This window comes from Paenibacillus sp. FSL W7-1279 (genome assembly GCF_037969845.1).
Lineage (GTDB): Bacteria > Bacillota > Bacilli > Paenibacillales > Paenibacillaceae > Paenibacillus_AQ.
The window spans coordinates 6041916-6066505 of the sequence record NZ_CP150215.1 but is presented as its reverse complement, the minus strand read 5'-3'; the positions used below and the strand labels follow the sequence as shown (position 1 = coordinate 6066505).

Genomic DNA, 24590 nt, shown 5'->3' with positions numbered 1-24590 from the left:
CCTTAGCAAACTTCTAATCACTTTATACCAAGTATTATACTTGGAATTATGAGTTTTTCAAGAGAAAAAATAACGAGTATATTGTTATAAACATTGCTTTCGCTTGTTGCAACAATGCGAAGGAATCAATATAGTTAAATGTGACCGTATTTTTCCAATCCAAGGAGTAATATGAATGAAGGTAATTCTCGTAGATGATGAACCGTTGGCTTTGAAGTATTTAGAACGTCAGCTGTTAAAACTGGATACCATGTCTATAGATGTAATCGGTACATATACGAATCCCTTTGAAGGACGAAAAGAAATTCTTGCAAGGGACGTCGATATCGTGTTTTTGGATATCAGCTTGCCGGAATTAAATGGCATTGAGCTGGCAGAGCAGCTGCTTGAGCAGAAGCCTCATCTCTGTATTGTATTTGTGACGGGGTATCACGAATATGCAGTCACTGCCTTTGAATTGAATGCCGTTGACTATATTGTTAAACCTGTCCAGATTGATCGAGTCGCCAAAACGATGGAGCGTTTGCGAAGCCGCATTGCGTCCAGGCCGGAAGAGGTCATGGAGTCCAATCGCAGCATTCGGATGACAATGTTCCGCCAGGTTATGATCGAGCAGCCGAATGAGCAGGGGCAATTCGCTCTGCTTCATTGGCGGACAACCCGGGCTCAGGAGATCTTCATTTATTTGCTTCAGCATAGAGGACAGCTTGTACGAAAGTCGGCATTGATCGATATGTTATGGCCGGAGTTTGATATGGATAAAGCCTATCCCCAGCTGTACACGGCCATTTATCATATCCGAAAAACATTGGAGCCTTATGATACCCGATTCCAAATCACCAACACGACGGAAGGCTATGTGCTGAATATGGAAGGCGTGCAGCTGGACATTGAGGAGTGGGAGAATTGGTTCATGTCAAACACCTCCGTATCGGCTGAATCGATTGAGCGACATATTGAAATGATGAAGTTGTACACGGGGGACTACCTGCAGGAATATGACTACTGGTGGGCAGAAGGAGAGCGTCAAAGGCTGAAGGAGCTGTGGCTTAGCGTTTCTTTATCCATGGCGGAATGGTATGTGGATCAGGAACGCATCGATGAAGCCATATTATGCTACTTCTCGATCCAGAGGCAGCATCCCTTGGAGGAGAAGGCCTACATTTCATTGATGAAAATATATGCTTTGCAGGATAATCCGGCCCAGGTGCACCGTCAATTCAGTCTTCTGTGTCAGGTGTTAGAGGATGAGATGGGCGAGGAGCCAAGTCCTTACATTGTGAAATGGTACGACGAATGGAGCAATGGAATCCAAGCCGCCAATATGAAATAGATGAGGTAGCTAAAGACGCATTCGAGATGAAATCACCGGTTGTTCGACCGGTGATTTTTTTGTATATACTTGCCTGATTTTATAGTCCTTCCGGTGTTGTTCAGAAATTGTAGAGGACGGTCTCCTATACTGGGAGTGAACCATAACAATCGGGAGGTACATTATTCGGTTATGAAATTCATTCGGAAATTTAAGGAATCTTCGCTGCAAAAGGCCATGGGATTGGAGCTTGGAACGTTCCGGGAGTTCGAGCTTGATGCGGAGAAGGACCTCCAGCATTGCAGAGGCTTCTATGCTCACTTCAACGGCAAGCGGATTGGCATCGTTGCTACGGATGAGGGTCCGGTATTTCTGTGTGGACAGGAAAAGTACTTGCTGGATGAGCGTACCGTTCATTTTTTGTTGCAAAAAAACGCCGAGGTTAACACATTTATCTTTATGTGGGATGGGGGAGTGAAACTCCAAATTCCTTATTTGCGGTCCTTGATCGAGTACAACGGAAAATGGGTGGATGATTCGATTTTCGACTTTTTTTCGTGGATCTATGAAGCATCCGGTAGAAAAAGATTCTACTCTTACTATACGGTGAAGTATGTATCCGCTGCGGAATTATGTCCGTACCAGCCGCTGCAGCGTCCAGGCAAGACATTATCGTTTGTATAGCGGCCTGACCCGGCCCGCTTATTTATTGGACTTTATGGAAAAGGAACAGACAACAGCTCCGTAACGATGTAAAATAATGGACAGTTGTGTAGGGGTGTTGATTTTTTACAATATGTTAAAAGGACTGTTATTATTGTCGACCTATTCCAACTCGAACTCAAACTCGAAATCGAAACCGATCTCCGGCAAAAGGCTGCTGGGGATTACTTTTCTGTTTATTGTCATTTTACTCTCCGTGCGGTTGGCTTATTTTAAAATCATCATGATCCCTGAGGAAGTTCCGTTTCAGCAAGGAGTGCTGGATCTTCGGGATTGGCGGTCGGATGACCGCAATACGGTCGCGCTGAACGGGGAGTGGGCCTTTTATCCGAATCAATGGATGGGCCCGGATAGATGGTCTCAAGGGGAGCAGCAGCCTGCCGCCGATCCGCGCTGGATACAGGTTCCCGGGCCATGGGGAGGCGTAAACGAGAACGGGAACCAAATGGGCTTCGGCACTTATCGTCTCAAGCTGCTCGTACCGGAACGTAACGTAACTTACGGCCTCTGGATCACCGATATCCGTACAGCCTATCGTTTGTATGTCAATGGCGAGTTATTGTACGAATCCGGACATCCCTCCGATACGCCAAAGACCCATGTGGCAAGAATCGTTCCCCATATCGAACTCATCCCCCCGGCTGCCGAAGACGAGCTGGATATCATTCTGGAAGTGAGCAATTACCAATATGCCGATTCAGGCGGGATTAGGCTGCCAATCAAATTCGGGACTGCAGAAGCGGTGATGAAAGGAAAAGCGTTCTCGGAGAACATGCAGCTGCTGGTCTGCATAGTGCTATTTCTTCATGTCATGTATGTCTTAATTTTGTATCTGATCGGCTATCGGAGCAAAGGCCTCTTATATTTTGCGGCCCTTATACTGTTTACGCTGCTGGCTACGCTGGTTGACGACGATAAGCTCCTGCTCGTTTGGCAGCCTGCTATCCGTTTCGAATGGTCAGTGAAGCTTAAGGTTGTTGCTTATGTGGCTATATCCTTATGTTTGATTCTGTGCACCAAGCATTTACTCCGGCCGAGAATCAAAGAAGGATTATACCGGGCCTATACAATCTTTGTGGTTTCGTATGCCGTCGCTTATTTGCTGCTTCCGTTTCATCTGATGGTGCATCTCTCTACTTATTTATCATTGGTATTAATAAGCTCCGTACTGTTCCTGCCTTCGATTGCCAGGAAGGCGGTCAGCGAGCGGACGGAAGCGGCCATATTTATCTTGCTGTCGGCGGTTGCGGTTTCCTGCAACATTATCGTAAGCGGAATTTTAAGGTTTCGGTATTTTAAGGAACTGCCTTATTATCCGATAGACCTGATCGTTGCGTTTCTCGGATTTGCTTCCTTCTGGTTTATCCGGTTTGCCCGAAACACTGTGGTGCTGAGGGAACAGGCAGAGGAGCTGCAGCGGGCAGACAAGAAAAAGGATGAATTTCTGGCAAATACGTCCCATGAGCTGCGAAATCCGCTGCATGGCATGATTAATATGGCGCAAACGCTGCTGGAACGCAAAGGGAGTACTCTTCAGCAAGAGGATCGTAATCACCTGGAGCTGATTACCGGCATTGGTAAGCGGATGTCGCTGCTGTTGGATGACTTGCTGGATGTTTCGTTATTGAAGGACAGGCGGATCCGGCTGAATGTACAGAGCATCCATCTCGGTTCGGCTGCCCAAGGCGTGCTGGATATGCTCCGTCCGATGGCGGAGGGCAAGCGAATCGAGCTCGTATGCGAGATCGAGGATGACTTTCCCAAGGTATGGGCAGATGAAAGCCGGTTGGTTCAGATTATATTCAATTTGATTCACAATGCAATCAAATATACGGAGTCAGGCCGAATCATGGTGACTGCCGATGTTGTTAATGGAAGGGCCTGCGTCCACGTTCTTGATACGGGGATGGGGATGGACGAAGAGACAGTAAGGCGGATATTCCTCCCCTACGAGCAGGGAGACTCCAACTTTGCCGCAGCGGGAGGCGGCTTGGGGCTTGGACTTAGCATTTGCAAGCAGCTGGTTGAGCTGCATGGCGGGGAACTCTCCGTGTCATCTGCTCCGGGGCTGGGAAGTTCCTTTACGTTTACGCTGAAAGTGGACGATATGATGAGGCAGGAGAATACGGATAAACAGGAGTTTATTGCCGGCTCCTTGGCTTCAAATTCAGAGAAAGAGAAGGAGAGGCTATCTAACATGTCAGATAAGCACGAACAGGATGATGCCGAATCCGAGGCTAAGCAGCGTTCTCGTCAAACCGATGGCAGGCTGCTCATCGTAGATGACGATCCGGTTAACCTAAAAGTTATCCGTCATTTGCTTGAAAACGAAGGGTATCAGATCGTGACCGTTACCCGGGCTGAGGAAGCCCTTCAATTGTTAGAGCAGGGAGAATGGGATCTGATCATATCTGATGTGATGATGCCCCAGATGTCAGGATATGAATTGTCCAGGACGATTCGGCAGAGGTATATGATATCGGAGCTTCCGATTCTGCTGCTGACTGCAAGAAATCGCCCTGAAGATATTCATATGGGCTTCATTTCCGGAGCCAACGATTATTTGATAAAACCGGTGGATCATCTGGAATTAAAAACAAGGGTACGCGCGCTGCTGGACCTGAAGCGCTCCATTAAGGAAAGGCTGCATATGGAGGCGGCTTGGCTCCAGGCTCAAATTCAGCCGCATTTTCTGCACAATACTTTAAATTCGATTGCATCTCTTAGTGAGATTGACCCTTCCCGGATGGTTGCGCTGATTGGAGAATTCAGCCACTATCTGAGAGCCAGCTATGATATCAGCAACTTGGAGCGTTTTATCCCGCTGGAGCAGGAGCTTGGCTTGGTTCGCTCATATCTGTATATCGAAGGAGAGCGGTTTGGGGAACGCCTGCGTGTCCGTTGGCATATTTCCGAGGAAGTTGCTGTTCAGCAGTGGAAGCTTCCCCCTTTGACCATGCAGACGATTGTGGAGAATGCTGTCGTTCACGGGGTATTGGCTCGAACCCAGGGAGGGACCGTAACGATTCGCATCGTAAGTGAAGCTGAATCCGCCAAAGTCATTATTGCGGATGATGGTGCCGGGATGGATCCCGAGAAGCTCCGCTTGATGCTGGGAAGCGGGCAGCGTACCGGCAAGGGAGTCGGCCTTATGAACACGGATCGGCGTTTGAAGCAAGTCTATGGGCAAGGACTCATGATTGACAGCACAAGGGGCAGAGGAACCACCGTGTCGTTTGTCATCAGGAAGATGGCATAATGAGAGCCTAAGCCTATTAAACCTATAGTCTTTGAATCTTGGACGAATGCTTGAGGTATGGGTTAGGATGTAGAGAGAATGATCCATGTACATTATTCTTAGGGAAGATACGGAGACGAAGTTAGTTGATGGAAATAATTACCGTAACCGAATTCCCGGTCTTGAATCCGGATCACCGCCGCGCTTTGTTACCCATAAATATCGCCATTTTCCCGAAAGAGGGGAAATGGCAATACCGATTCAATAATATAAAAGTCGGAATCGATGGGCAATATGCGCTGATGATGTGCAATATGCCCTGCTGATGTGCAATATGCATTGATGATGTGCGATATGCACGGTTGATGTGCAATATGCATTGATGATGTGCGATATGCACGGATGATGTGCAATATGCATTGATGATGTGCGATATGCACGGATGATGTGCAATATGCACGGATGATGTGCAATATGCGCTGAAGATGTGCAATATGTGCTGAAGATGTGCAATATGTGCTAATGATGTGCAATATGTGCTGATGATGTCAATATGCGAGGATGATGTGTGATATGCGTGGATGATGTGCGATATGCGCGGATGGGTGCGATATGCTCTGAAGATGTGCAATATGCGCTGAAGATGTGCAATATGTGCTAATGATGGGCAATATGTGCTGATGATGTCAATATGCGCGGATGATGTGCAATATGCGCGGATGATGTGCGATATGCGCGGATGATGTGCAATATGCGCTGAAGATGTGCAATATGCACTGACGATGTGCGATATGCGCGGATGATGTGCAATATGCACGGAGAGATGCGGACAGGAGGTCCGCTATTTGCCAACAACAGTGCCAAATTTAAGGCTTTGCGGACACAGAATCCGTTATTCTCGGCTTTTGCCTGTTTTTTGCTGTGATATGCCGGCAATAGCGGAACAAGTGTCCGCTTAAGCTTAATTTTAGTACCTTTGTTTGCAAATAGCGGAATCACGGTCCGCACGGAGCGGGTCTTATGTCTGTACACCGTTCGCGGCGTCCCCGCACCGAGCGCAGCGGCGCCTGTGTGCACGCACCGAGCGCGGCGGCGCCTGTGTGCACGCACCGAGCGCGGCGGCGCCTGTGTGCACGCACCGAGCGCTGTCCCCTGTGTGCACGCACTGAGCGCGCTGTTCCCTGTGCGCTCGGTGCGTGGTCCGGAGCAAACTTGGATGGCTGTCGTCGACCTTATACAAAGAGCCCATCTCTCGAAGCAATGCAAAGATCAACGGTAAGTGGGTGGATCATCAGGTTCTGGCGATTATAAATCCGTCGGAGGATAGCTAGTTTTCCAAAGTGCAAATAATCGATGATTTATGGCTCAACCAACGGGATACGTTAGTTGAAATGACAACAGCGGCGGACCAAGAATTTTTACTTTGCATAAAGGTGGACCTCATGATCTCTTCTTTCTTAGCTACGATTTATGGCGTATTCCTACCCATATCGCTGCCCGTCATCGGCGGAGCACTGCTCAAGCGATTCAAGGGCATTGAAACCAAGGGCCTTTCGGCCCTGTCTTTATATGTGCTAAGCCCGGCTCTGATCTTCGAAACGCTGGAGAAGGCTTCGATTACCTCGAATGAGGTCACGGTAACGGTTGCGTTTTGCTTGTTGAATGTGATCGCGCTTTGGGTGCTGAGTGCCTTAGCCGGTAAAATGCTGGGCTTGTCCCAGACAGAGAAATCGGGGCTCGCCTTGACCACTATTTTTACCAACAGCGTGAATTACGGGCTTCCCCTCGTTCTGCTTGCCTTCGGGCAAGCAGGGCTGGATAAAGCTTCTGTGTATGTCATTGTGCAGATTATCATTATGAATACATTAGGGGTGTACCTGGCAGCGAGATCTCATTTTTCCGCCGCAAAGGCGATCCAATCGGTGTTTACGCTCCCCTCGGTTTACGCGGCGGGACTCGCCGTGCTCTTCCGGTTGGCGGATTTTCAGCTTCCGGAAGGGTTGAATACCGGCGTTTCCATGCTGTCCGCGGCTTATGCGCCGCTCGCTCTTGTCATACTGGGAGCCCAGATGGTCGGGGTTCGGGATGGCGGAGCTTCTGCCGTCTCCAAGCGCGGATTCTGGTCGGGCATGGCGATGCGAATGCTGGCGGGCCCATTGGTGGCTTGGGGATTGCTCGCGATTTTATCCATTGAGGGAACCTTGTTTGCGGTCATCCTGATTTTGTCGGCGATGCCAGCAGCCGTGAATGCGGTAATCCTTGCTGAACAATACGATGCCGCACCCAAGCTGGTATCCAGGTGCATACTGTGGACCACGCTGGCTTCCTTTATCGTTCTGCCTGCCATGATCGGCTTTCTCTAAGCTTGCCATCTCCTGACCTGAAGCTTGGTTCAATCTCCAGACGTGTGTGTAAAGAGTAGTAAGCGTCAAGAAATAACCAACATCTGCAACTAAAGAATCGGATGGAGGTGGAGACTATGAGCAGGCAGCGTGACCGAGACGTGGAGATCGAGACCCGCAATATCGAGGAGCGGAATGACTCCAGCAGGGTAGCATCTACGTTAATTAAGTATGTGGCTTATCTGATTATCTTCTTTGGATTTCTGTATTTCCTTATCAAATACGTATTTCCGATGTTCTAGATGGAGCAGATGGTATTCGTTAAAAAGCCTCCCTTTCGTAATACGCGAAAGAGAGGTTTTTTATCATGGATCGGCTTTTTTCATAACAAGCTTTACCTTAGTCAGGCGATTCATCCAACCTCGTGTGATCAGATTCACTTCGCACCTGGGATCATCAAATCTTCCAGCTTGGTCTTTTCATCAGACCAGTTGGCAAGCAGTTCTTGAATATACCGGATGTCCGAATCGTCCGGATCATAGAAGTAATCGCCGCGGATCACTAGATCTTTTCCCTTTAGCATGTAATTCTCAAATGTCGGTGGAGAGTCATTAAAAAATAGGTTTTCGGCCAGCTTGAGAATGAAATCGGAGTTTAAGTCCATCGTGAGATTGCTGCCTCCGATACGAATCAGCTCCGGGATTTTGGTTATATTTTTTAATTCAAATACCCGATCCATTAAGGAACTGAGGAATATGCGTTGACGCATGGTACGGTTGAAATCCGAATCCTCCCGGTACCTTACATAATTTAATGCCTCTGTTCCATCATAAATCGGCTTGTTCGGCTCGATCCGCAATTTGATATGACGGGCGCTCTTGTTCTCGATGACTTTATCGATGGGGAGTTTAATCCCATCCAATGCATTGACGATATCCGTTAATCCGTGGAAATTGATTGCTGCATAATAATCGACAGGGTGCTGAAACAGATGCTCAACCGTATCCATGGCCATTTTCGCGCCGCCGTGGGCGTAAGCTGAGTTGATTCGGGAGGTGACTCCCCTGCCGATGACTTCGGTGTAGGTATCTCTCGGAATGGAGACAAGCAAAATTTTATTAAGGTCAGGTCGGATGACAGAGTAGATGATGGTGTCGGAACGGGCAGGCTCGTCCTCGCGTTGATCAACGCCCAGAAGCAAAACCGAGAATGGTTTCGTTGCCTCCGCAATAGGCTCGGGCGAATCAGAAGGACCAACAGGTTTGTAGGACTTGTCCAGTGTATGTTTGATATCTTTCGCGAAAAAAACATGAAACGCCATCCAGGACAATTCTTTTCTGAAAATATAGCCTAGTCCGCCTAAGAGAATTAGTATCGATAAGGATATTCCTATCCATTTCTTGAGCTTGATACGGCTTTTAGGTTTTCGAGGACGTCTGATAGTATACGTTTCATTTCGATTGTGGCTGGGATCCATGGATTTCCTCCTTGAATGTTTTGGATCATGCAGGAATGCCTGGATTATGTTTGAATAGGTTGATTTTACCAATACGTGTTGTGATAATTATAGTGAAAAACTCGGGAAAATCAACATAAAATTACATTATATCCCATAAAAATTTTGAAATTTGTATATCAAGTGCCTGATTTTGGATTAAGGGGCAGCGGCTTCACCGTTGACTTTAAGGGTTAATGTAACTATGATGGTTACATGATATGATAGTCATCTGAAGATTTGGTCCGTCAGGAGGGGTCACATGAACATAAGCAGCCGATTTGCAGTGGCCATTCATATTCTCTCCGTGCTGGAGATGAATAAGGCTGGCGTCAGCACCTCAGATTATATCGCGGAGAGTGTGAACACGAATCCTGTGGTTATCCGGCGTATCGTAGGCATGCTGAGCAAAGCGGGCCTGGTGGAGGTTAAACCTGGCGTAGCGGGAGCGAAGCTGGCAAAGCAACCGTCCGAGATTACGCTGCTGGATATTTATCATGCCGTTCATGTCGTGCAGGAGGATTCCTTGTTTGGCATTCATGAGAATTCGGACACAAAATGTCCTGTTGGCAAACATATTCAAACGGCGATTGTCCCCGTTTTTTCAGCCGCCCAGAAGGCCATGGAGAACACGCTGCATGAGGTGAATCTGGAAGAGATTGTCCGGAAAATTGATGCCTCTGCGAATGGAACATCAAGTGAATAAGCGAAAATCACACGCTCGATCCTTATGTAGGATGGGCGTTTTCTTTTGGTTAAATGTTGGCGACTCTTCGATGTACTTGTAAATTACTGGGTTTGACAACAAGGATGTCCTGTAACTATAATGATTACAAGCAAGATGTAACTGATTTGATTACAAGTTGAACCTGACGTTGACCTGAATATATGGAATGAACTAACCACAACATTCAAGGAGTGAGAATATGACAGCCATTATACATCCATCCACAAAGCTTGGCCCGGTCTCTCTGCGGATCAGTAATCTGGCACAATCTGTTCGCTTTTATACAGAAGTCGTCGGGTTGAAAATGCTTCGCCAGCATGGCCGTGTTGCCGAATTGACGGCAGACGGCAAACAGCCGCTGCTGATTATAGAGGAAATTCAAGATCTGGTGAGACCGCAGACCCGGACGGCAGGTCTGTACCATTTTGCAATTCTGGTTCCGAATCGGGAATCGCTCGGGCTTGCGCTTGCCAATCTGATTGCGCATAACATTCCAGTCGGTCAAGGCGATCATTTGGTCAGCGAAGCATTGTACATTAATGATCCGGACGGGAACGGCATCGAGATTTATGCCGACCGACCAAGGGATATCTGGAAGCGTGATGCCAATGGGGAATATGTGATGACTACCGACCCTGTCGATGTAGAAGGACTGCTGGCTCTCTCCAAGGACAAGGAATGGTATGGACTTCCTGAAGAGACGGTTATCGGGCATGTGCATTTCCACGTGTCCAACCTGCATGATGCCCGCGTATTTTATTGCGATGTTCTGGGGTTTGAGCTGACAGCCCATTACGGCGGCGCTGCGTTGTTTATATCTGCGGGAGGGTACCATCACCATATCGGGCTCAATGTTTGGGCAGGAATCGGTGTACCGAACACACCACGGAGCGCTGCGGGGATGGAAGATTATACGATTGAGCTTCCGAGCCATGAAGAGCTTGAAGCGGTAACCGGCCGTATCCGTGAGGCGGGACTGGGGCTGGAGCAGCGCGATGGCGTCTGGGCCGTTCAAGATCCTTCGGATATCTGGATCCGGTTGGTTGTTGCTTAATAATATAAGTTAAAAAGCCTGTCCGCGATGATCGTGGGCAGGCTTTCTTTATGAGAAATCTCGGTTATCTTTAAGTTATATCTGGTCTAATTCTCCCAGCGTACGAAGCATGAATTCCAGGATATTCGGGATATCTCCCATCTGTTCTTCGTTGATTCTACGAGGAAAGCGAAGCTCGATCGTGTTGTGAAGCGGTACCGGATCATCGCTGTAGGTGTACCGTATCGTTTGCAGCGGAGGAAGCTCCGGATTCCATATCTCCTTTATGATCTGGGCAATAGCCGGACACGCTATGGAAGCATCAGCGATATGTTTATAAAAGCGGAGCTTCAGCTCGCAGGCTGGCTGACCTTCCGGAATTTCCAAGATCTCGGCAGCCAAATCCCGGAGCCCGGTCTCCAGGCAAATTTCGGCTGAAGTTGTGGATGACGCAGCCAGCTCGAACCGGAGGCTAAAACTTCTGGATAACGTGGCCATATCCAGAAGATCCTTCCGATCGGTAACACGAATGATTTCATCGAGGTTATCGAGATCGTAGACCGCGTTTTCGATGCCAACCTTTAAATTTTCGAATATCGTCGGGTCAAACATGAGGCACATCCTTTGAACGTCATAGTGTCGTACATACGATTGTGGATAATATATCACAATTCAACTGCTTAAGGGGAGCAGGCTAAGTGTAAAAGACGGGATCCCTGCGTGATTTCCTTCGTGTTATAACAGTATTGCCAAATGGTATCATCGTTGACTCGCACTCGGCTCCTATCTGGTATAACCAAAAAATCGAGGAGCAGCAAGATTGACCTGCGGGTAAAGATCATGATAGGATGAAACACAAAGACAGTAAAATATATTTTACCGATAAAATATATGGAGGTGTTAAAATTAAAATGACTGGTGTTTATAGAATTAAAACTCATGAACAGCTCAAAGCAATTGCCGATCCCCTGCGCACCAAGATCCTGATGAATCTCGTGAAAGATGCCTACACCGGACAGCAGCTAGCCGAGGTACTGGACATTACGCGGAACAATATTTACTTTCATCTGAAGGAGCTGGAGAAGCACGGCATCATTCACGTGGTCCGGAAGGAAGAGAAGAACGGTATCGTGCAGAAATACTATCGCGCCGTCGCAAGCCGTTTCATTCCGGAGGATCATTTGCTGCCGAGCCTGGATTTGGTGGAAACATCCAGACAGGTATTTATGGAGACACTCGATGTTACCCGGACGAAAATCGAAAGCGCGCCGGCTTCTTCTTTTGCCTTGGACAGCACAAGCGAACACTATCGAAAAAACATTGCAGGGACCTACCGTTTTCATGCAACAAAGGAGAGTTTCCATGCTTTTGTGGATGAGTTCAAGCAGCTCATGAATAAACACTTTACGATGGAGACGGCCGAAACAGGCCATACGCCTGTGTCCATGGAAGAGAAAAATTACTATATGTCGTTGATCGCATTTCAAGATAATCAGGAGGATATCACCATTCGATAATCCTTGATGGGGGAGTCATTACATATGGAGAATCATCAACATAACGTTGTTATCGATGATGCATGGTTTACCGTATCGCAGTTGGATGAGACCACGTTCGCGATCAGTGAATACGGACATTGGGAGAAGGTACATTCGTTTCTGTTGATCGGAAGCGAGCGTGCCGCACTGATTGATACGGGACTTGGCATCGACAACATGAGGCGGATGACCGATCAGCTGACGGATTTACCTGTTGTGGTGCTAACCACGCATGTTCACGCGGATCATATCGGCAGTCATGGGCAGTACGGAGAGATTTATGTGCATGAGGCTGAGGAGGACTGGCTCGTCAGCGGGATTAAGAAGCTGTCCATTGAACAAATCCGTAAGGACATTTCACGCGATATCAGGAGGCCGGTACCGGCTTCCTTCGATCCGGCAACCTATACCCCTTACCAGGGGCAACCGACCGGTATTCTAAGGGATCGAGATGTCATCGAGCTGGGCGGGCGGAGTCTGGTTATTTACCACACGCCGGGCCATTCGCCTGGACATATCGTGGTATTTGATGTACACCGGGGTTACTTGTTCACAGGGGATTTATTGTATGATGAGACGCCGATATATGCTTTTTATCCAACGACAAGTCCGGAGGATCTCGTAAACTCGCTGGAGCGGATCGCGAATCTCGATGGTGTAAAGCGCATCTATGGTTCTCACAATACACTTGGACTGGATCCGGCATGGCTGGTCGTGGTCAAAGAGGCGGTTCAAGAGCTGCGGGAAAAAGACCTTGTCCGATTTGGAACGGGCATTCACCGGTTCAACGGATTTTCGGTTCAATTTTAGCACCGTTATCCGGTTACTTCTCCGGCAAGCAAGCGCGCCATGGGAAGAAATGAAAAGCCTTGCACCGAGGGGTGCAGGGCTTTTCCGATTCCTGATTTATTTCGAGGCTAGCGGAAGGGCGTAGTAGTTAAAAGGCCTTGTCCAGCAGAGCACAGGCCTCTTGACGAAGCAGCAGCTGCTTGGAACGGAAATGGACGGAGCCGACCTTTTTGGTTACGAGTGTCCGGATCAACGACTCCACTCCCGATAAGCACTTGAATGGCTTCTACTAACAGCCAGCTACATTCAGTCACTTCTTTGAGAAAGCGTGTCATATGACATTTTGACACTGTTGCACATGACAACGAGTGCAGTAGGATACAGGAGTATCAAGGTCATGAAGACATGAAAGGAGTTTAATCTATGAAGAAATGGCTGAGGGAGTACCTGCTGAACTTTTGTTTTTTGATGCTGACTTTTGGAACCGGGGTGTTTTATTTTTGTTACTATCTTGTGGGCCTTGTTTTTGGATCCGGCATGAGTTTCACCCTGATCGGGATACCGGTTCTTACCTTTGTTATGCGATCGTCATGGACTTTCATGGATTATGATCGGATCCAGACGAAGTTCTATACGGACATAACGATCGAACCTGTTATGAAGAGAACAACAACCGGCTCCCTCTGGATTCAGGCTAAGGGGGAACTGGTGGACATCCGAAATTGGAAAGCCGTATCGGTACTCATGCTGAAGTTTATCGTTGGCATCGCGAGTTTGTTCAGTGCCGTTATATTCTTTATCGTTCCCATTCTATGGATATTGGCCCCATGTATCAGTTCCTTTGCGGATATCAACGTAGGGCCTATTCGCATCGATACTTTGCCCAAGTCTCTGCTTATGATGGGAGTCGGCGTTCTGTTTGCTTATGCAGGGTCATGGGCCGCTAAGGGAGCGGCGAGATGGAGCGGCCGGTACACGCAGTGGATGTTTTCGGTTTGTAGGTAGACACACTGTGGGGGCCATGTCATATTAGGAAGGAACCGTGAAGGAACTGCAGGGAGTGAATGCTTTGTTTGATATAGTGAAACAATGGAAGTGGTACGACTGGGCCATGCTCTTTATTCGCATGATGGGCTGCATCTCCCTGATCATAAAGTTTGTAGAGCTCCGGAATGAGTTTTCCGTATCGTTATGGCTCGTCGTCATGTGGGAGATGGCAGCTTTCTCGATCCCCTGGCTGTGTCTGCTTCTGAACCATAAAGCATATTTGGTAACGGAGCTCCTGTTATCGGGGGGGATCGCCGTCTATTTAACTTCCTTATTCCCGGAGGCTTACTTGTCGTTTATCATTCCGGCATTTCTGATGGCAGCGAACAGCTATGGAAATACGTACAGATGGACAGGTCCCCTTGCGGCTATCTTGGTTCCAATGCTGATCAAGCTGTACGCCCCATCAACGGATTTGATGCTGATGATGGAGCATGTCGCCTTTGCGTTTGCGTTAGGATTTGCCTTTCATCTGTTGATGGCCAACTATCGCCAGAATGAAATCATTCGAACACATAATACGATTTTGGAGCAATATTTGTCCCAGGTCGAGCGGGTCACGCTGCTGGAAGAACGAGAGCGCGTGTCCAAGGATCTGCATGATACGATGGGCCATACGTATACGGCGGTCATTATGGGCTTGGAAACGCTTCGTTCCACGGAAACCGATGCAGCAGCTCAGCGTAAGCTGTCCAATCTGCTCGAACTGACACGGAGAAGTCTGGATGAGGTCAGAGGGTACTTGCATGAGATGGACTCACCGCAAGAACAGCTTCCCCTGGTGCAGTCACTGAGACAGGTAACGGAGGATTTTGAGCGCAACACCGGGGTAAAAGCAGGATTTAGAGTGCTTGGTGAAGAGTACCCGGTATCCCGGCAGGTGAAAATGACCTTCTATCGTTGTCTCCAGGAGTCTTTAACCAACAGTGTTCGTCATGGCAATGCGACGAGGATTGATGCCGTGCTTCAATTCGAATTGCAGCAAACCCGGCTTGAAATTCTGGATAACGGCAGTGGAACCGTGCAAATCCAGGAAGGTTTCGGTTTAAGTGCCATGAAGGAAAGGGCCTATCGCCTTCAAGGCCAAGTCACGGTTTATTCGACTCCCGACGAAGGAACCGTTGTGACCTGCAGCTTGCCTAGAATCATGGAGCCTGCGGATGAAATCATCAGAATTTTATTGGTGGATAATGAACCTTTTATCAGGGAGAGTCTCGGCATCATTCTGGAGTCGGAAAAGGACCTTGAGGTAGTAGGACGTGCGGAACATGGGGAGTTTGCCTTGGACATGTGTGAGAAGCTTAACCCCCATCTGGTGCTGATGGATCTGGAGATGCCCGTGATGGATGGGATTACAGCGACGCGATTGATCAAACAACGTTGGCCGTCAGTGAAGGTGATTATATTCACCACATTTGAGCAGAGGGCCAAAGCAGCCGAAGCGATGCGAGGCGGAGCGGACGGTTATTTGCTGAAGTCGATGGAGCCGCGTGAACTTGCCGAGAACATTCGCATCGTGTATCGAGGCGGAACTTTAATGAATCCGGAGATTTCGGCGAAACTCTTCGATGGGGAAGCGGGCGATTTCATGAAGGAGGAAGGCGGCACTGCATTCGTAATCGAAGCCGATCCGACGTCGTCTCCAACTTTGAAGTTGTATGATCTGACACCAAGGGAGATGGAGATTCTGAAGTATCTCTCCCAAGGCATGCGGTACAAGGCGATTGCGATGAGATTGTATCTCTCAGACGGGACCGTACGGAATTATGCTTCAACCTTGTATGCCAAGCTGGGCGTCCGCAACCGGGACGAAGCGATAGAAATTGCAAATCAGGCTGGGCTCCTATGAGCCCGGCCTGGTTTCTGACTCTTGCATATTTCCAGCATCAAAGCCGTTTGATGGCAGCGTATCGGAGTGCATACCATCAGTAACTGCGGTCCATGTTTTTACCGTAATAAATTTCGTCCATCTCCAGTTTGATGCGCTCGGTGATTTTCTGCTGCTCGGCTTCGGATAGCTTATCCTTCGTGTAACCGAACAGATAGTTGTCCAGATCAAACTGCTTCAGCTTACACTTGGTGTGGAAGATGTTCTCCTTGTATACGTTGACGTCAATCATATCGAACAGCTCCTTGGCCTCGTCCGGAATGTAGTTCTGAATGGAGCTGATCTCATGGTCGATAAACAGCTTGTGCCCGTGAATATCCCGCGTGAAGCCTCGAATTTTATAGTCGATCGTCATAATATCCGTATCAAAGGAGTGGATCAGGTAATTTAGGGCTTTCAGCGGTGAAATCTCCCCGCAGGTTGACACGTCGATATCGGCCCGGAAGGTGCTGATTCCCTCATCGGGATGAAATTCCGGATACGTATGGACGGTAATGTGGCTCTTGTCGAGCTGCAGGATGACGTTATCCGGCAGCGGCCCCGGCGATTCGTCATAGGATTCCTCCGGAACCTCCACGACCGGACCCTCGGATACAAGGACCGTTACGCTGGCGCCTTGCGGGATATAATCCTGCTTGGCAATGTTCAGGACATGCGCTCCGATGATTTCGGCCACATGGCTCAATATTTTTGTTAGCCGATCCGCGTTATACTGCTCATCAATATATTCAAGATACGCCTCACGTTCTTCCCGGGTTTTCGTATAACAGACATCGTACATGTTAAAGCTAAGCGATTTCGTTAGGTTGTTGAACCCGTGCAGGGTAACGCGTTGTTCTGGTGTCATATCCATATGAATTTCCCCTTGTGTCGTTAATATATCAGTTCGAGTATCTATTATTTCCGAAACCGGCGATTCCTAATCTGCCCATGCTTCACCTTCGGAATTAACATTAATATGTTCTTACCCGGATCGGGTTTAACATTAACAGAAGGTCAAGGATGATAGAGACAAGTATTGGCTGCTCAAAACTCAAAAAGGCCAACCGGTAATCCCCGGCTGACCTCAAGACGAGAAGGACACCTGCTACATGCAGCATATCCTTCGAGCGTGTATATGGACTTCACTTCGTATTTCCGATACTATGATCCTTCTCAAACGGCATGATTACTCCGTAAATTCCAGCAGTTCAATTACATTCCCAAAAGGGTCCCGGATTGCGCTGTATAGACCGGGAGGGCACGGCTGCGGTGTATCAAAGATGACCTCTACACCCTGCGTTTTGTAGTTCGCAATCGCCGCGCTTACATCAGCCGTCTCAAGTCCGATAATAACCTGAGCTTCATGCGGGTAATCGGTTTTCGTAGGACGGTCGCATTTTTGCAGAACAAGGGAAACGCCTTCATGTTTCAAACTGATGATCTGATCATCATACACCTTGGAAATTTCGAATCCCAGAATATCACAATAAAATCGCGTCGCTTGATCCATATCACTTACATTGATCGATAGAACACAAAGATTGGGCATAGTTCCTCTTCTCCTCTAATCCATGGGTTGTCTTACTGGCAGCATAGAATGCCTTCACCGGATTCGATGCTGGATTTTAAGCTGGCCAGCATGCCTTTCCATGCATCCACATGCCATTCCCGGGCTTGCAGTGACGCCTCGGTATCCTTCCAGCCCGTATGCTCTAAGGTAATTCTCGTGCCGCCGTCCTGTTCAGGTCTAAAAGACACCTTGACCTCAGTTAATTCCCCCTGATTCATCGTTTCCGCAAAGGGATCGGGTCCTTTCCACTCAAACACGAGGGTATGCGGTTCATCATACTGCAAAATGGTGCAGCCCGCGGTGCACATCGATTCACGATTAGCCGGGTTAAAATAAAGCTCGAACTTTCCGCCCGCCCTCGGTTCAATTTCAGCAGCCGGCGCAAACCACTCGGTTATCCTTGCAGACTCCGTCCATGCTCGCCAGAGGAGCTGCACGTCGGCCTGAATTATGGTTTCTTGAATAATGGTCATGTCTATTCCTCCAATCTATAGTGCTCATTGTTCCGTACTAACGCTTCCAGCAATTCCATTATAAAGGGACATGCGATTCAAAAATTCTTCTACCTTGCGCTGTTATTTCCGATCCTTCTCGAATAAGAGCAGAGGTAGATTCACAACAATCGGCGGGTCATAGGGCAGAGGCTCGCGCAAGGTGATGTTTACGGCCAGATCGGTTTCTTCGTCGATATGGACAGGCTCCTCCCGCTTGCCGCGCAAGGATTTGCTCAGCAGAAAATAATCCCGGGGATTAAGGCTCCAGGGGATGCCCGCTGCCAGCACATAATACGTTCCGGTTGGTATGCCGGCTAAAGTACAGGTCCGGTTCTTGAGGTTGACCGCCGTACCGGAGACGGGCTTCTGATCAGGCACGGGTCTTGGGAACAGACCAACGTAAATCATGCCGCGGAACGCCTCGGGAGCTTCGATCCGGCAATGAATCCGGGGCAGAGCATGTCTTTCTTCCTCTGCCCATGTTAATGGCTTGTGCTCATATTGATTCACGTAACGATGCAGGGACTCGGTGGTGGTGCGGAACTTTTTTGGAGACAGGCCGACAAATTGCTTAAAGCGGGTATTGAAGGTGCCGGGACTTGCCAAACCGATACGCATTCCGATTTTTACGAGCAGGGAAGGACCTTGAAGGAGCTCGATTTTGCCGGATTCAACCCGGAGCGCGGACAGGTATTGCCTGAGCGATATGCCGGTTACTCGCTTGAATACTCTGGAGAAATGGTAGGGACTGTATCCCGCAAGATCGGCGAGCTGCTCGGTCGTCATGGGCTCGTCCAGATGCTCCTTCATATATTGAATGGTTTGATTTACGGCTTCCGTATGTGCGTCATTCATTAGGATCACCAACTTCACTTTTTGGGCTCTACATGATAGCATGCCTTTTTCCACATTTATGAAGTTCTCTTCGTCGAATGCAATTTCCTTCTACGATTCGGTTGCCCATTCATGGAAAGGCCGTTAAACTTAAAGGATACGGGCTTTTCGAAACGGAAAACCAAGGAGAATTAAGGAGTTTTTATCCATGAATGTGGAAACAAATGATAGAGAATCGATGAATATGGATACAGCGCGGGATTATCTGCAGAAATATTACGGCTATCCTGATTTTCGGGAGGGCCAGAAAAAAATCGTCGCCAGTCTGCTGGCGGGTCAAGATACGCTCGGGATCATGCCGACGGGCGGAGGCAAATCGATCTGTTATCAGATCCCGGCGCTCCTGTGTCCGGGTCTCACGTTGGTTGTATCGCCTTTGATTTCCTTGATGAAGGATCAGGTGGATGCCCTTACGACAGCGGGTGTGGCCGCTGCCTATATCAACAGCACGCTCAGCGGCAAGGAAGTGAACGATCGCATACGTGCGGCCAAGCGCGGAGAATTGAAGCTGTTATATGTCGCCCCGGAACGGCTTGAACTGGATTGGTTCCGGGAGGAGATGGCAGGTCTTGACATTTCGATTGTGGCTGTCGATGAAGCTCACTGCGTATCCCAGTGGGGGCATGATTTCCGGACCAGCTATCTCTCGGTGGCTCCTTTTGTTAAAGGGCTCCCGAACCGTCCGATCGTGGCGGCCTTTACGGCCACGGCCACGCCAGAAGTTATGGAAGACATGCAGCGTCTGCTTCGACTGGAACAGCCGCAGGTGTTCGTAACGGGCCTTGGGCGCGACAATCTGGAGATGTCGGTGCTTCGCGGTGAGAACAAGCGGGAGTTCGTTCTGGACTATGCGGCCTCGCATACCCACCAGCCAGGAATCATCTATGCCGCCACTCGCAAAGAGGTCGATGATTTATGCCAGCGCCTTATAGCTAAGGGGCTTCTAGCGGGTCGATACCATGCCGGCATGAGTGACGCGGAGCGGGCGGAGAGCCAAGAGGCTTTCCTCTATGACGATATTCGCGTTATTGTAGCAACGAACGCGTTTGGCATGGGGATCGATAAATCCAACGTCCGGTATGTCATTCATTACAATATGCCGAAAAATATGGAGTCCTACGTGCAGGAAGCGGGTCGCGCCGGTCGGGATGGCGAGCCCAGCCAGTGCATATTGCTGTTTAGCGCCCAGGACATCATGACCCAGAAATTCCTGATTGAACAGAATCCCCAGGAGGGCGAGCGCAAGCAGAACGACTACCGGAAGCTGCAGCAGATGATCGATTACTGCTACACCACAAGGTGCCTTAGGAGCGCGATGCTGGATTATTTCGGGGAAGAACACGAAGATAAGCCCTGCGGTACGTGCAGCTCCTGCACGGATGACCGGGAACTTGTCGATATCACGGTGGATGCGCAGAAAATTTTCTCATGCATCCACCGGATGCGCGAACGCTTTGGCGTGTCCACGGTCGCCTCGGTGCTGAAGGGCTCCCGGGCGAAAAAAGTGCTGGAGTACGGCTTTGACCGCCTTCCGACCTATGGCGTGATGTCGAATCGGACCGAGAAGGAGATATCCGAGACGATCAATGTGCTCATCTCGGAAGGGTTCCTGGCGCTGACGGAAGGCCAATACCCTGTCGTGAAACTGCAGAGCGAGGCCGCCGATGTGTTAAAAGGCCAGCGCGAAGTGATGCAGCGCGTTCCGCGTCCTTCCAAAGCCGCAGGCAGCCAGCGAAGCGGCAGCCGCCGTGATTATTCGTCGTCAGCCGTCAACGAGACGGTGTTCGAGCAGCTGCGTTTGATTCGGCGTGAGCTGGCAAGCAAAGAGCATGTGCCGTCCTACATCATTTTTAACGACGCAACCTTGCGTGAGATGAGTGTGGTTTGTCCGCAGAGCGAGGATGAGATGCTGAATGTCAAAGGGGTCGGGGAAGTGAAATTCCGTAAATATGGCCGTCCGTTCCTGGAATTCTTCCTGAATGGTCAGAGTGCGTCGAATGACGGGGACGATCTGTTTGACTATGAAGAATAGGCTTGCATGACAGGCGGAAATCATGGCTTTTTCCCGTTCCATCACTCAGAATAAACCGTTCGGTTAATAAATTTACATTATGTAGAAAGAAAGTGGACCCTACCATGAAAGTCATACTATCAACCTTGAATGCCAAGTACATTCATACCTCTTTAGCCATTCGCTGCCTGAAGGCATACAGCGAGAAGGATTTCGATATCGAACTGACGGAGTACACGATTAAGGACCCTGTGATGAATATCGTCTCCGACCTGTTCCAGCGCAAGCCGGATGTGATCGGATTCTCCTGTTATATATGGAATATTGAAGAAACGATTAAAGTGATCGATATCGTGAAGAAGATTATGCCGGAGGTCACGATCATATTGGGCGGACCTGAAGTATCCTACGATACGGAGTATTGGATGAAACGGCTGCACAATGTCGACTTTATCGTTATGGGTGAAGGCGAGGAGACCTTCCACCATTTGCTGCAAACGATTGAAGGGGACCGGAAGTATCATTTCGTTTATGGCGTGGCTTACCGCAAGCAGGATGAAGTCATTGTGAATCCCGGAAGACCGAAGAGCATTCTGGCAGAGCTGCCTTCCCCGCATCGTTTTCCGGAGGATATCCCGCATCTCGGGAAGCGGGTTGTCTATTTTGAGACCAGCCGGGGCTGTCCCTTCAGCTGCCAGTTCTGCCTGTCGAGCATTGAGGTGGGGGTTCGCTACTACGACATTGAACGGACTAAAGCGGATATTCTCTACCTGATCGAGAACGGAGCAAAATTGATCAAGTTCGTAGACCGCACCTTTAACATTAAGCGGGATTACGCGCTTGAAATGTTCGAGTTTCTTATCGAGAATCATGGCGGCTGCGTGTTCCAGTTTGAGATCACGGCGGATATCATGCGTCCCGAGGTGCTGGATTATTTGGCGAAAAATGCGCCTCCCGGCATTTTTCGGTTTGAAATCGGGGTGCAATCGACCAACGACCCGACAAACGAGCTGGTAAAGCGTCGCCAGAATTTCACCAAGTTGTCGCGCACGGTAACCATGATCAAGGACAGCCGCAAGATCGATCAGCATTTGGATTTGATTGCAGGTCTTCCGGAAGAGGATTACGATACGTTCCGCAAAACGTTTAACGATGTATTTGCGCTTGGGCCGGAGGAACTGCAGTTAGGCTTCCTGAAGATGCTCCGCGGAACCGGGCTGCGGATCGATGCGGACAAGTATAATTACACCTACATGGACCATGCTCCGTATGAGATCCTCGGTAGCGACGTGCTACCGTTCTCGGATATCGTCCGACTGAAGAGGCTGGAGGATGTGTTGGAGAAGTATTGGAATGCGCACCGGATGGACCACACCCTGAATTATTTGATGAAGCATGAGTTTACGTCGCCGTTTGATTTCTTCCAAGAGTTTGGAGACTACTGGGAAGGACAGGGCTGGCAAAAAATCGGCCATCAGCTCGAGGATCTGTTCACGCGTTTAACGGCTTTCCTTGAAGATCGGAAGACCTCGCATATGGACGTTGTCTCCGGTCTCATGAAGTTTGATTATTTCCTGGGCCATAAGTATAAGCCGCGGAAAATATGGTGGGATCATACCCAGGATAAAGCGCAATGGACCGCCAATGTCCGCAAAATCGTAGAGGAGCCTGCGGCCCTGTCCGACGGTTTTGCCGATCTGGGGATCACGGAGCGCGATCTGCAGAAACATGCGATGATTGAGGTGCTGCCGTTTAACCTCAGCGATGCCATCCAGGGCGGCACCGGATTTCCGGACAGCGCGGACCATGCAACGATGCTGTTGGTATTGTACCAGCAGAACGAAACAGGACAGCCGCAGTACTATACGATGCCTGTGGAGTTAGCGAAGCAGGCAAAGTAGAGTTAGCGAAGGACAACTCTTACCGGAACTTGATGTGAGCGGCTTGCCGTTTTGGCGAAATACCTTTCTTATAGGGATTGGCATGGACTGGAGCCGTGAAGATGATCCCTGCGTTGCCGTAACGGACCGTAACCTGGGCGTCCCGGAATAAAACACCCTGAGGATCGGAATTCTAATCGCATCAACCGATGAGGAGGGGATGTTTATGAACGGGAAACAGATGGGGCGGGAACAGCATCCGCAGGATGAGCCAACCATTGCGCCGGGTATGGAAACCAATGATGATCTGCGCGAAGAGGCTACGGAGGATGAAGTAAATCATGGCGAGTATACCGAGGTCACGCAGCTGATCATCGACCGCACGCCGAACGAGGAAGAGTAAGGGGCTGAAAGGGGCTGGGCTTTCTGTTAAGTAGGTTTACTTACTTGGCGGATAGCTTGTCGAATTAAAAAGGTTTCCATTTACTAAGGAATTTTAGGTTAAGGGTGGATATGCACAGCGTCACAACAGAGAAGGGGGTGTCCCAAAAGGTTAATCGACCTTTTTGGGACACCCCCTTTTTAATTCGTCCTGCAACATTCTTTTACATACGGGTTTCGATTCTCGCGGCGTCGTCTGCTGTCCCATGCGATTCCGAGGTGTGCCGTTCTAGCCAGTCGAGAACATGTGCCGCAACTTCATCCCGGTTGATTTCATGCAGCATTTCGTGGCGGCCGCCGGGATACAAACGGTATTCAAGATCCTGGATGCCATGTTTCCGGTACATTTCGATCAAACGCCGTACGCCTTTTCCGCGGTGTCCGACCGGATCATCCTCGCCCGAGAAAATGTAGACCGGCTTATCCTTTAGAAGGCATTCCATCAATTGAGGTTTATGGATCTGGGACAGCAGCTTGAAGAAATCACGGAAGAAACGAGCGCTGCATACCTGACCGCAATAGGGGTCGTTGATATACTTATCCACTTCCGTTTCATCCCGGGACAACCAATCGAATGGAGTGCGAATAGGGCCGAAACCTTTGTTGTAAGGGCCGAACACGATGGCGTTCAGCATCAGACTCCGGTGCGTGTTTCCTTGAAGGCGCATTTGTACCGCTGCCAGATTCAAACCGAACGCCAGCAGTCCCTGTGGACCATTGGTGCCGGACAGAATGAATCCGTCGAATAATTCGCCGTTCAAACACATGATCTTTTGGGTCAAAAAAGACCCCATGCTGTGACCCATCAAGTAATGTGGAACACCGGCATGGCGCTTCTTAAGCTCGGAAGCAAGAAGCAGCAGGTCTTCAATCATTCCTTCGAAACCGTCTTCCCCGGCATCGCCGAGAAGTGTAAGGCCGGACGTTTGTCCATGACCCCGATGGTCGTTGCAGTACACAGCGTAACCGTGTGCTGTAAGCAACTCAGCAAGCGCCTCGTATCGTATGCCGGTTTCGCACATGCCATGCGCAATTTGCACGATGGCACGAACGGGATGGTCCGGCTCCGGCAGCCATTGATATACAAAAACATGCATGCCCTGCGTATTCAGCATCGTAAACGTGTCGGTTTGCATTTCAGGCCTAACACCTCCACAAAAACGAATGGTTTATTTCAATACTTTAT

The 24590-nt window shown here is 49.2% G+C and carries 22 protein-coding genes and 1 pseudogene; 16 read left to right on the top strand and 7 right to left on the bottom strand.

Annotated features, from left to right (window positions below):
• Nucleotides 1-175: 175 nt before the first annotated feature.
• The 7 genes and pseudogenes from MKY82_RS27390 to MKY82_RS27360 all read left to right on the top strand — a co-directional run bounded on the left by MKY82_RS27390 (nucleotide 176) and on the right by MKY82_RS27360 (nucleotide 7917).
• A complete protein-coding gene (locus tag MKY82_RS27390; protein WP_194544362.1) occupies nucleotides 176-1333 on the top strand; it encodes a response regulator in 1158 nt (385 codons plus the stop codon).
• A 171-nt stretch (nucleotides 1334-1504) separates the two neighbouring features.
• Nucleotides 1505-1996, top strand: a complete 492-nt coding sequence (locus MKY82_RS27385; protein WP_194544361.1) for a hypothetical protein — start codon at nucleotides 1505-1507, stop codon at nucleotides 1994-1996.
• Nucleotides 1997-2108: 112 nt separating this feature from the next.
• A complete protein-coding gene (locus MKY82_RS27380) occupies nucleotides 2109-5294 on the top strand; it encodes an ATP-binding protein (protein ID WP_339294783.1) in 3186 nt (1061 codons plus the stop codon).
• Nucleotides 5295-5419: 125 nt separating this feature from the next.
• Nucleotides 5420-5599 carry a hypothetical protein gene (locus MKY82_RS27375; RefSeq protein ID WP_339294782.1) on the top strand — a complete coding sequence of 60 codons (180 nt, stop codon included), beginning with the start codon at nucleotides 5420-5422 and terminating at the stop codon, nucleotides 5597-5599.
• 909 nt (nucleotides 5600-6508) lie between these two features.
• Nucleotides 6509-6604: pseudogene (locus MKY82_RS27370) on the top strand (RimJ/RimL family protein N-acetyltransferase); the annotation flags it as partial.
• A 111-nt stretch (nucleotides 6605-6715) separates the two neighbouring features.
• Complete coding sequence (locus MKY82_RS27365; protein WP_339294781.1) at nucleotides 6716-7636, top strand: AEC family transporter; 921 nt, start codon at nucleotides 6716-6718, stop codon at nucleotides 7634-7636.
• A gap of 116 nt (nucleotides 7637-7752) precedes the next feature.
• Nucleotides 7753-7917: a hypothetical protein gene (locus MKY82_RS27360; RefSeq protein ID WP_164817510.1), complete on the top strand. Its 165-nt coding sequence runs from the start codon at nucleotides 7753-7755 to the stop codon at nucleotides 7915-7917.
• 134 nt (nucleotides 7918-8051) lie between these two features.
• Here the strand turns inward: MKY82_RS27360 and MKY82_RS27355 are convergent, their stop codons facing one another.
• On the bottom strand, nucleotides 8052-8936 hold the full coding sequence (locus MKY82_RS27355) for an LCP family protein (RefSeq protein WP_339294780.1): 885 nt from the start codon (nucleotides 8934-8936) through the stop codon (nucleotides 8052-8054).
• Nucleotides 8937-9372: 436 nt separating this feature from the next.
• Between MKY82_RS27355 and MKY82_RS27350 the strand changes: the two genes are divergently transcribed.
• Nucleotides 9373-9816 carry an Rrf2 family transcriptional regulator gene (locus MKY82_RS27350; RefSeq protein WP_071222650.1) on the top strand — a complete coding sequence of 148 codons (444 nt, stop codon included), beginning with the start codon at nucleotides 9373-9375 and terminating at the stop codon, nucleotides 9814-9816.
• Nucleotides 9817-10036: 220 nt separating this feature from the next.
• Nucleotides 10037-10891, top strand: a complete 855-nt coding sequence (locus tag MKY82_RS27345) for a VOC family protein (RefSeq protein ID WP_194544355.1) — start codon at nucleotides 10037-10039, stop codon at nucleotides 10889-10891.
• A 75-nt stretch (nucleotides 10892-10966) separates the two neighbouring features.
• Here the strand turns inward: MKY82_RS27345 and MKY82_RS27340 are convergent, their stop codons facing one another.
• Complete coding sequence (locus MKY82_RS27340; protein WP_194544354.1) at nucleotides 10967-11482, bottom strand: hypothetical protein; 516 nt, start codon at nucleotides 11480-11482, stop codon at nucleotides 10967-10969.
• A gap of 299 nt (nucleotides 11483-11781) precedes the next feature.
• On the opposite strand from MKY82_RS27340, the gene MKY82_RS27335 reads away from it, so the two are divergent.
• From MKY82_RS27335 to MKY82_RS27320, 4 genes are all read left to right on the top strand, one after another.
• Complete coding sequence (locus MKY82_RS27335) at nucleotides 11782-12387, top strand: winged helix-turn-helix domain-containing protein (protein ID WP_339219540.1); 606 nt, start codon at nucleotides 11782-11784, stop codon at nucleotides 12385-12387.
• 24 nt (nucleotides 12388-12411) lie between these two features.
• Nucleotides 12412-13218, top strand: coding sequence for an MBL fold metallo-hydrolase (locus tag MKY82_RS27330; protein ID WP_339294779.1), 807 nt, complete (start codon nucleotides 12412-12414; stop codon nucleotides 13216-13218).
• 402 nt (nucleotides 13219-13620) lie between these two features.
• A complete protein-coding gene (locus tag MKY82_RS27325) occupies nucleotides 13621-14202 on the top strand; it encodes a sensor domain-containing protein (RefSeq protein WP_339294778.1) in 582 nt (193 codons plus the stop codon).
• A 64-nt stretch (nucleotides 14203-14266) separates the two neighbouring features.
• Entirely contained in the window at nucleotides 14267-16093 is a 1827-nt protein-coding gene (locus tag MKY82_RS27320; RefSeq protein ID WP_339296723.1) for a hybrid sensor histidine kinase/response regulator transcription factor, read from the top strand.
• 76 nt (nucleotides 16094-16169) lie between these two features.
• On the opposite strand, the gene speD is transcribed toward MKY82_RS27320, so the two are convergent.
• The 4 genes from speD to MKY82_RS27300 form a co-directional block, all read right to left on the bottom strand.
• Nucleotides 16170-16985: an adenosylmethionine decarboxylase gene (speD, locus tag MKY82_RS27315; protein ID WP_194544349.1), complete on the bottom strand. Its 816-nt coding sequence runs from the start codon at nucleotides 16983-16985 to the stop codon at nucleotides 16170-16172.
• A 315-nt stretch (nucleotides 16986-17300) separates the two neighbouring features.
• On the bottom strand, nucleotides 17301-17663 hold the full coding sequence (locus tag MKY82_RS27310; RefSeq protein WP_216530627.1) for a VOC family protein: 363 nt from the start codon (nucleotides 17661-17663) through the stop codon (nucleotides 17301-17303).
• 32 nt (nucleotides 17664-17695) lie between these two features.
• Nucleotides 17696-18157: an SRPBCC domain-containing protein gene (locus MKY82_RS27305; protein WP_339219530.1), complete on the bottom strand. Its 462-nt coding sequence runs from the start codon at nucleotides 18155-18157 to the stop codon at nucleotides 17696-17698.
• Between the two features lie 102 nt (nucleotides 18158-18259).
• Nucleotides 18260-19033, bottom strand: a complete 774-nt coding sequence (locus tag MKY82_RS27300) for an AraC family transcriptional regulator (RefSeq protein WP_339294777.1) — start codon at nucleotides 19031-19033, stop codon at nucleotides 18260-18262.
• A gap of 187 nt (nucleotides 19034-19220) precedes the next feature.
• Between MKY82_RS27300 and recQ the strand changes: the two genes are divergently transcribed.
• The 3 genes from recQ (at nucleotide 19221) to MKY82_RS27285 (ending at nucleotide 23366) form a co-directional block, all read left to right on the top strand.
• The gene (gene recQ / locus MKY82_RS27295; RefSeq protein ID WP_339294776.1) at nucleotides 19221-21104 is read left to right on the top strand and encodes a DNA helicase RecQ; all 1884 of its coding nucleotides are present in this window, start codon (nucleotides 19221-19223) and stop codon (nucleotides 21102-21104) included.
• A gap of 104 nt (nucleotides 21105-21208) precedes the next feature.
• A complete protein-coding gene (locus tag MKY82_RS27290) occupies nucleotides 21209-22984 on the top strand; it encodes a B12-binding domain-containing radical SAM protein (RefSeq protein WP_339294775.1) in 1776 nt (591 codons plus the stop codon).
• A 205-nt stretch (nucleotides 22985-23189) separates the two neighbouring features.
• Entirely contained in the window at nucleotides 23190-23366 is a 177-nt protein-coding gene (locus tag MKY82_RS27285) for a hypothetical protein (protein WP_194544344.1), read from the top strand.
• Nucleotides 23367-23568: 202 nt separating this feature from the next.
• Here MKY82_RS27285 and MKY82_RS27280 read toward each other — a convergent pair whose 3' ends face one another.
• A complete protein-coding gene (locus MKY82_RS27280; protein ID WP_339294774.1) occupies nucleotides 23569-24540 on the bottom strand; it encodes a lysophospholipase in 972 nt (323 codons plus the stop codon).
• Nucleotides 24541-24590: the final 50 nt, after the last annotated feature.

What these genes read in the sequence shown, in the direction of transcription:
- MKY82_RS27390 (WP_194544362.1), top strand. Translation starts at nt 176, where the DNA reads ATGAAGGTAATTCTCGTAGATGATGAACCGTTGGCTTTGAAGTATTTA.
- MKY82_RS27385 (WP_194544361.1), top strand. Translation starts at nt 1,505, where the DNA reads ATGAAATTCATTCGGAAATTTAAGGAATCTTCGCTGCAAAAGGCCATG.
- MKY82_RS27380 (WP_339294783.1), top strand. Translation starts at nt 2,109, where the DNA reads ATGTTAAAAGGACTGTTATTATTGTCGACCTATTCCAACTCGAACTCA.
- MKY82_RS27365 (WP_339294781.1), top strand. Translation starts at nt 6,716, where the DNA reads ATGATCTCTTCTTTCTTAGCTACGATTTATGGCGTATTCCTACCCATA.
- MKY82_RS27360 (WP_164817510.1), top strand. Translation starts at nt 7,753, where the DNA reads ATGAGCAGGCAGCGTGACCGAGACGTGGAGATCGAGACCCGCAATATC.
- MKY82_RS27355 (WP_339294780.1), bottom strand. Translation starts at nt 8,936, where the DNA reads ATGGCGTTTCATGTTTTTTTCGCGAAAGATATCAAACATACACTGGAC.
- MKY82_RS27350 (WP_071222650.1), top strand. Translation starts at nt 9,373, where the DNA reads ATGAACATAAGCAGCCGATTTGCAGTGGCCATTCATATTCTCTCCGTG.
- MKY82_RS27345 (WP_194544355.1), top strand. Translation starts at nt 10,037, where the DNA reads ATGACAGCCATTATACATCCATCCACAAAGCTTGGCCCGGTCTCTCTG.
- MKY82_RS27340 (WP_194544354.1), bottom strand. Translation starts at nt 11,482, where the DNA reads ATGTTTGACCCGACGATATTCGAAAATTTAAAGGTTGGCATCGAAAAC.
- MKY82_RS27335 (WP_339219540.1), top strand. Translation starts at nt 11,782, where the DNA reads ATGACTGGTGTTTATAGAATTAAAACTCATGAACAGCTCAAAGCAATT.
- MKY82_RS27330 (WP_339294779.1), top strand. Translation starts at nt 12,412, where the DNA reads ATGGAGAATCATCAACATAACGTTGTTATCGATGATGCATGGTTTACC.
- MKY82_RS27325 (WP_339294778.1), top strand. Translation starts at nt 13,621, where the DNA reads ATGAAGAAATGGCTGAGGGAGTACCTGCTGAACTTTTGTTTTTTGATG.
- speD (WP_194544349.1), bottom strand. Translation starts at nt 16,985, where the DNA reads ATGGATATGACACCAGAACAACGCGTTACCCTGCACGGGTTCAACAAC.
- MKY82_RS27310 (WP_216530627.1), bottom strand. Translation starts at nt 17,663, where the DNA reads ATGCCCAATCTTTGTGTTCTATCGATCAATGTAAGTGATATGGATCAA.
- MKY82_RS27305 (WP_339219530.1), bottom strand. Translation starts at nt 18,157, where the DNA reads ATGACCATTATTCAAGAAACCATAATTCAGGCCGACGTGCAGCTCCTC.
- MKY82_RS27300 (WP_339294777.1), bottom strand. Translation starts at nt 19,033, where the DNA reads ATGAATGACGCACATACGGAAGCCGTAAATCAAACCATTCAATATATG.
- recQ (WP_339294776.1), top strand. Translation starts at nt 19,221, where the DNA reads ATGAATGTGGAAACAAATGATAGAGAATCGATGAATATGGATACAGCG.
- MKY82_RS27290 (WP_339294775.1), top strand. Translation starts at nt 21,209, where the DNA reads ATGAAAGTCATACTATCAACCTTGAATGCCAAGTACATTCATACCTCT.
- MKY82_RS27285 (WP_194544344.1), top strand. Translation starts at nt 23,190, where the DNA reads ATGAACGGGAAACAGATGGGGCGGGAACAGCATCCGCAGGATGAGCCA.
- MKY82_RS27280 (WP_339294774.1), bottom strand. Translation starts at nt 24,540, where the DNA reads ATGCAAACCGACACGTTTACGATGCTGAATACGCAGGGCATGCATGTT.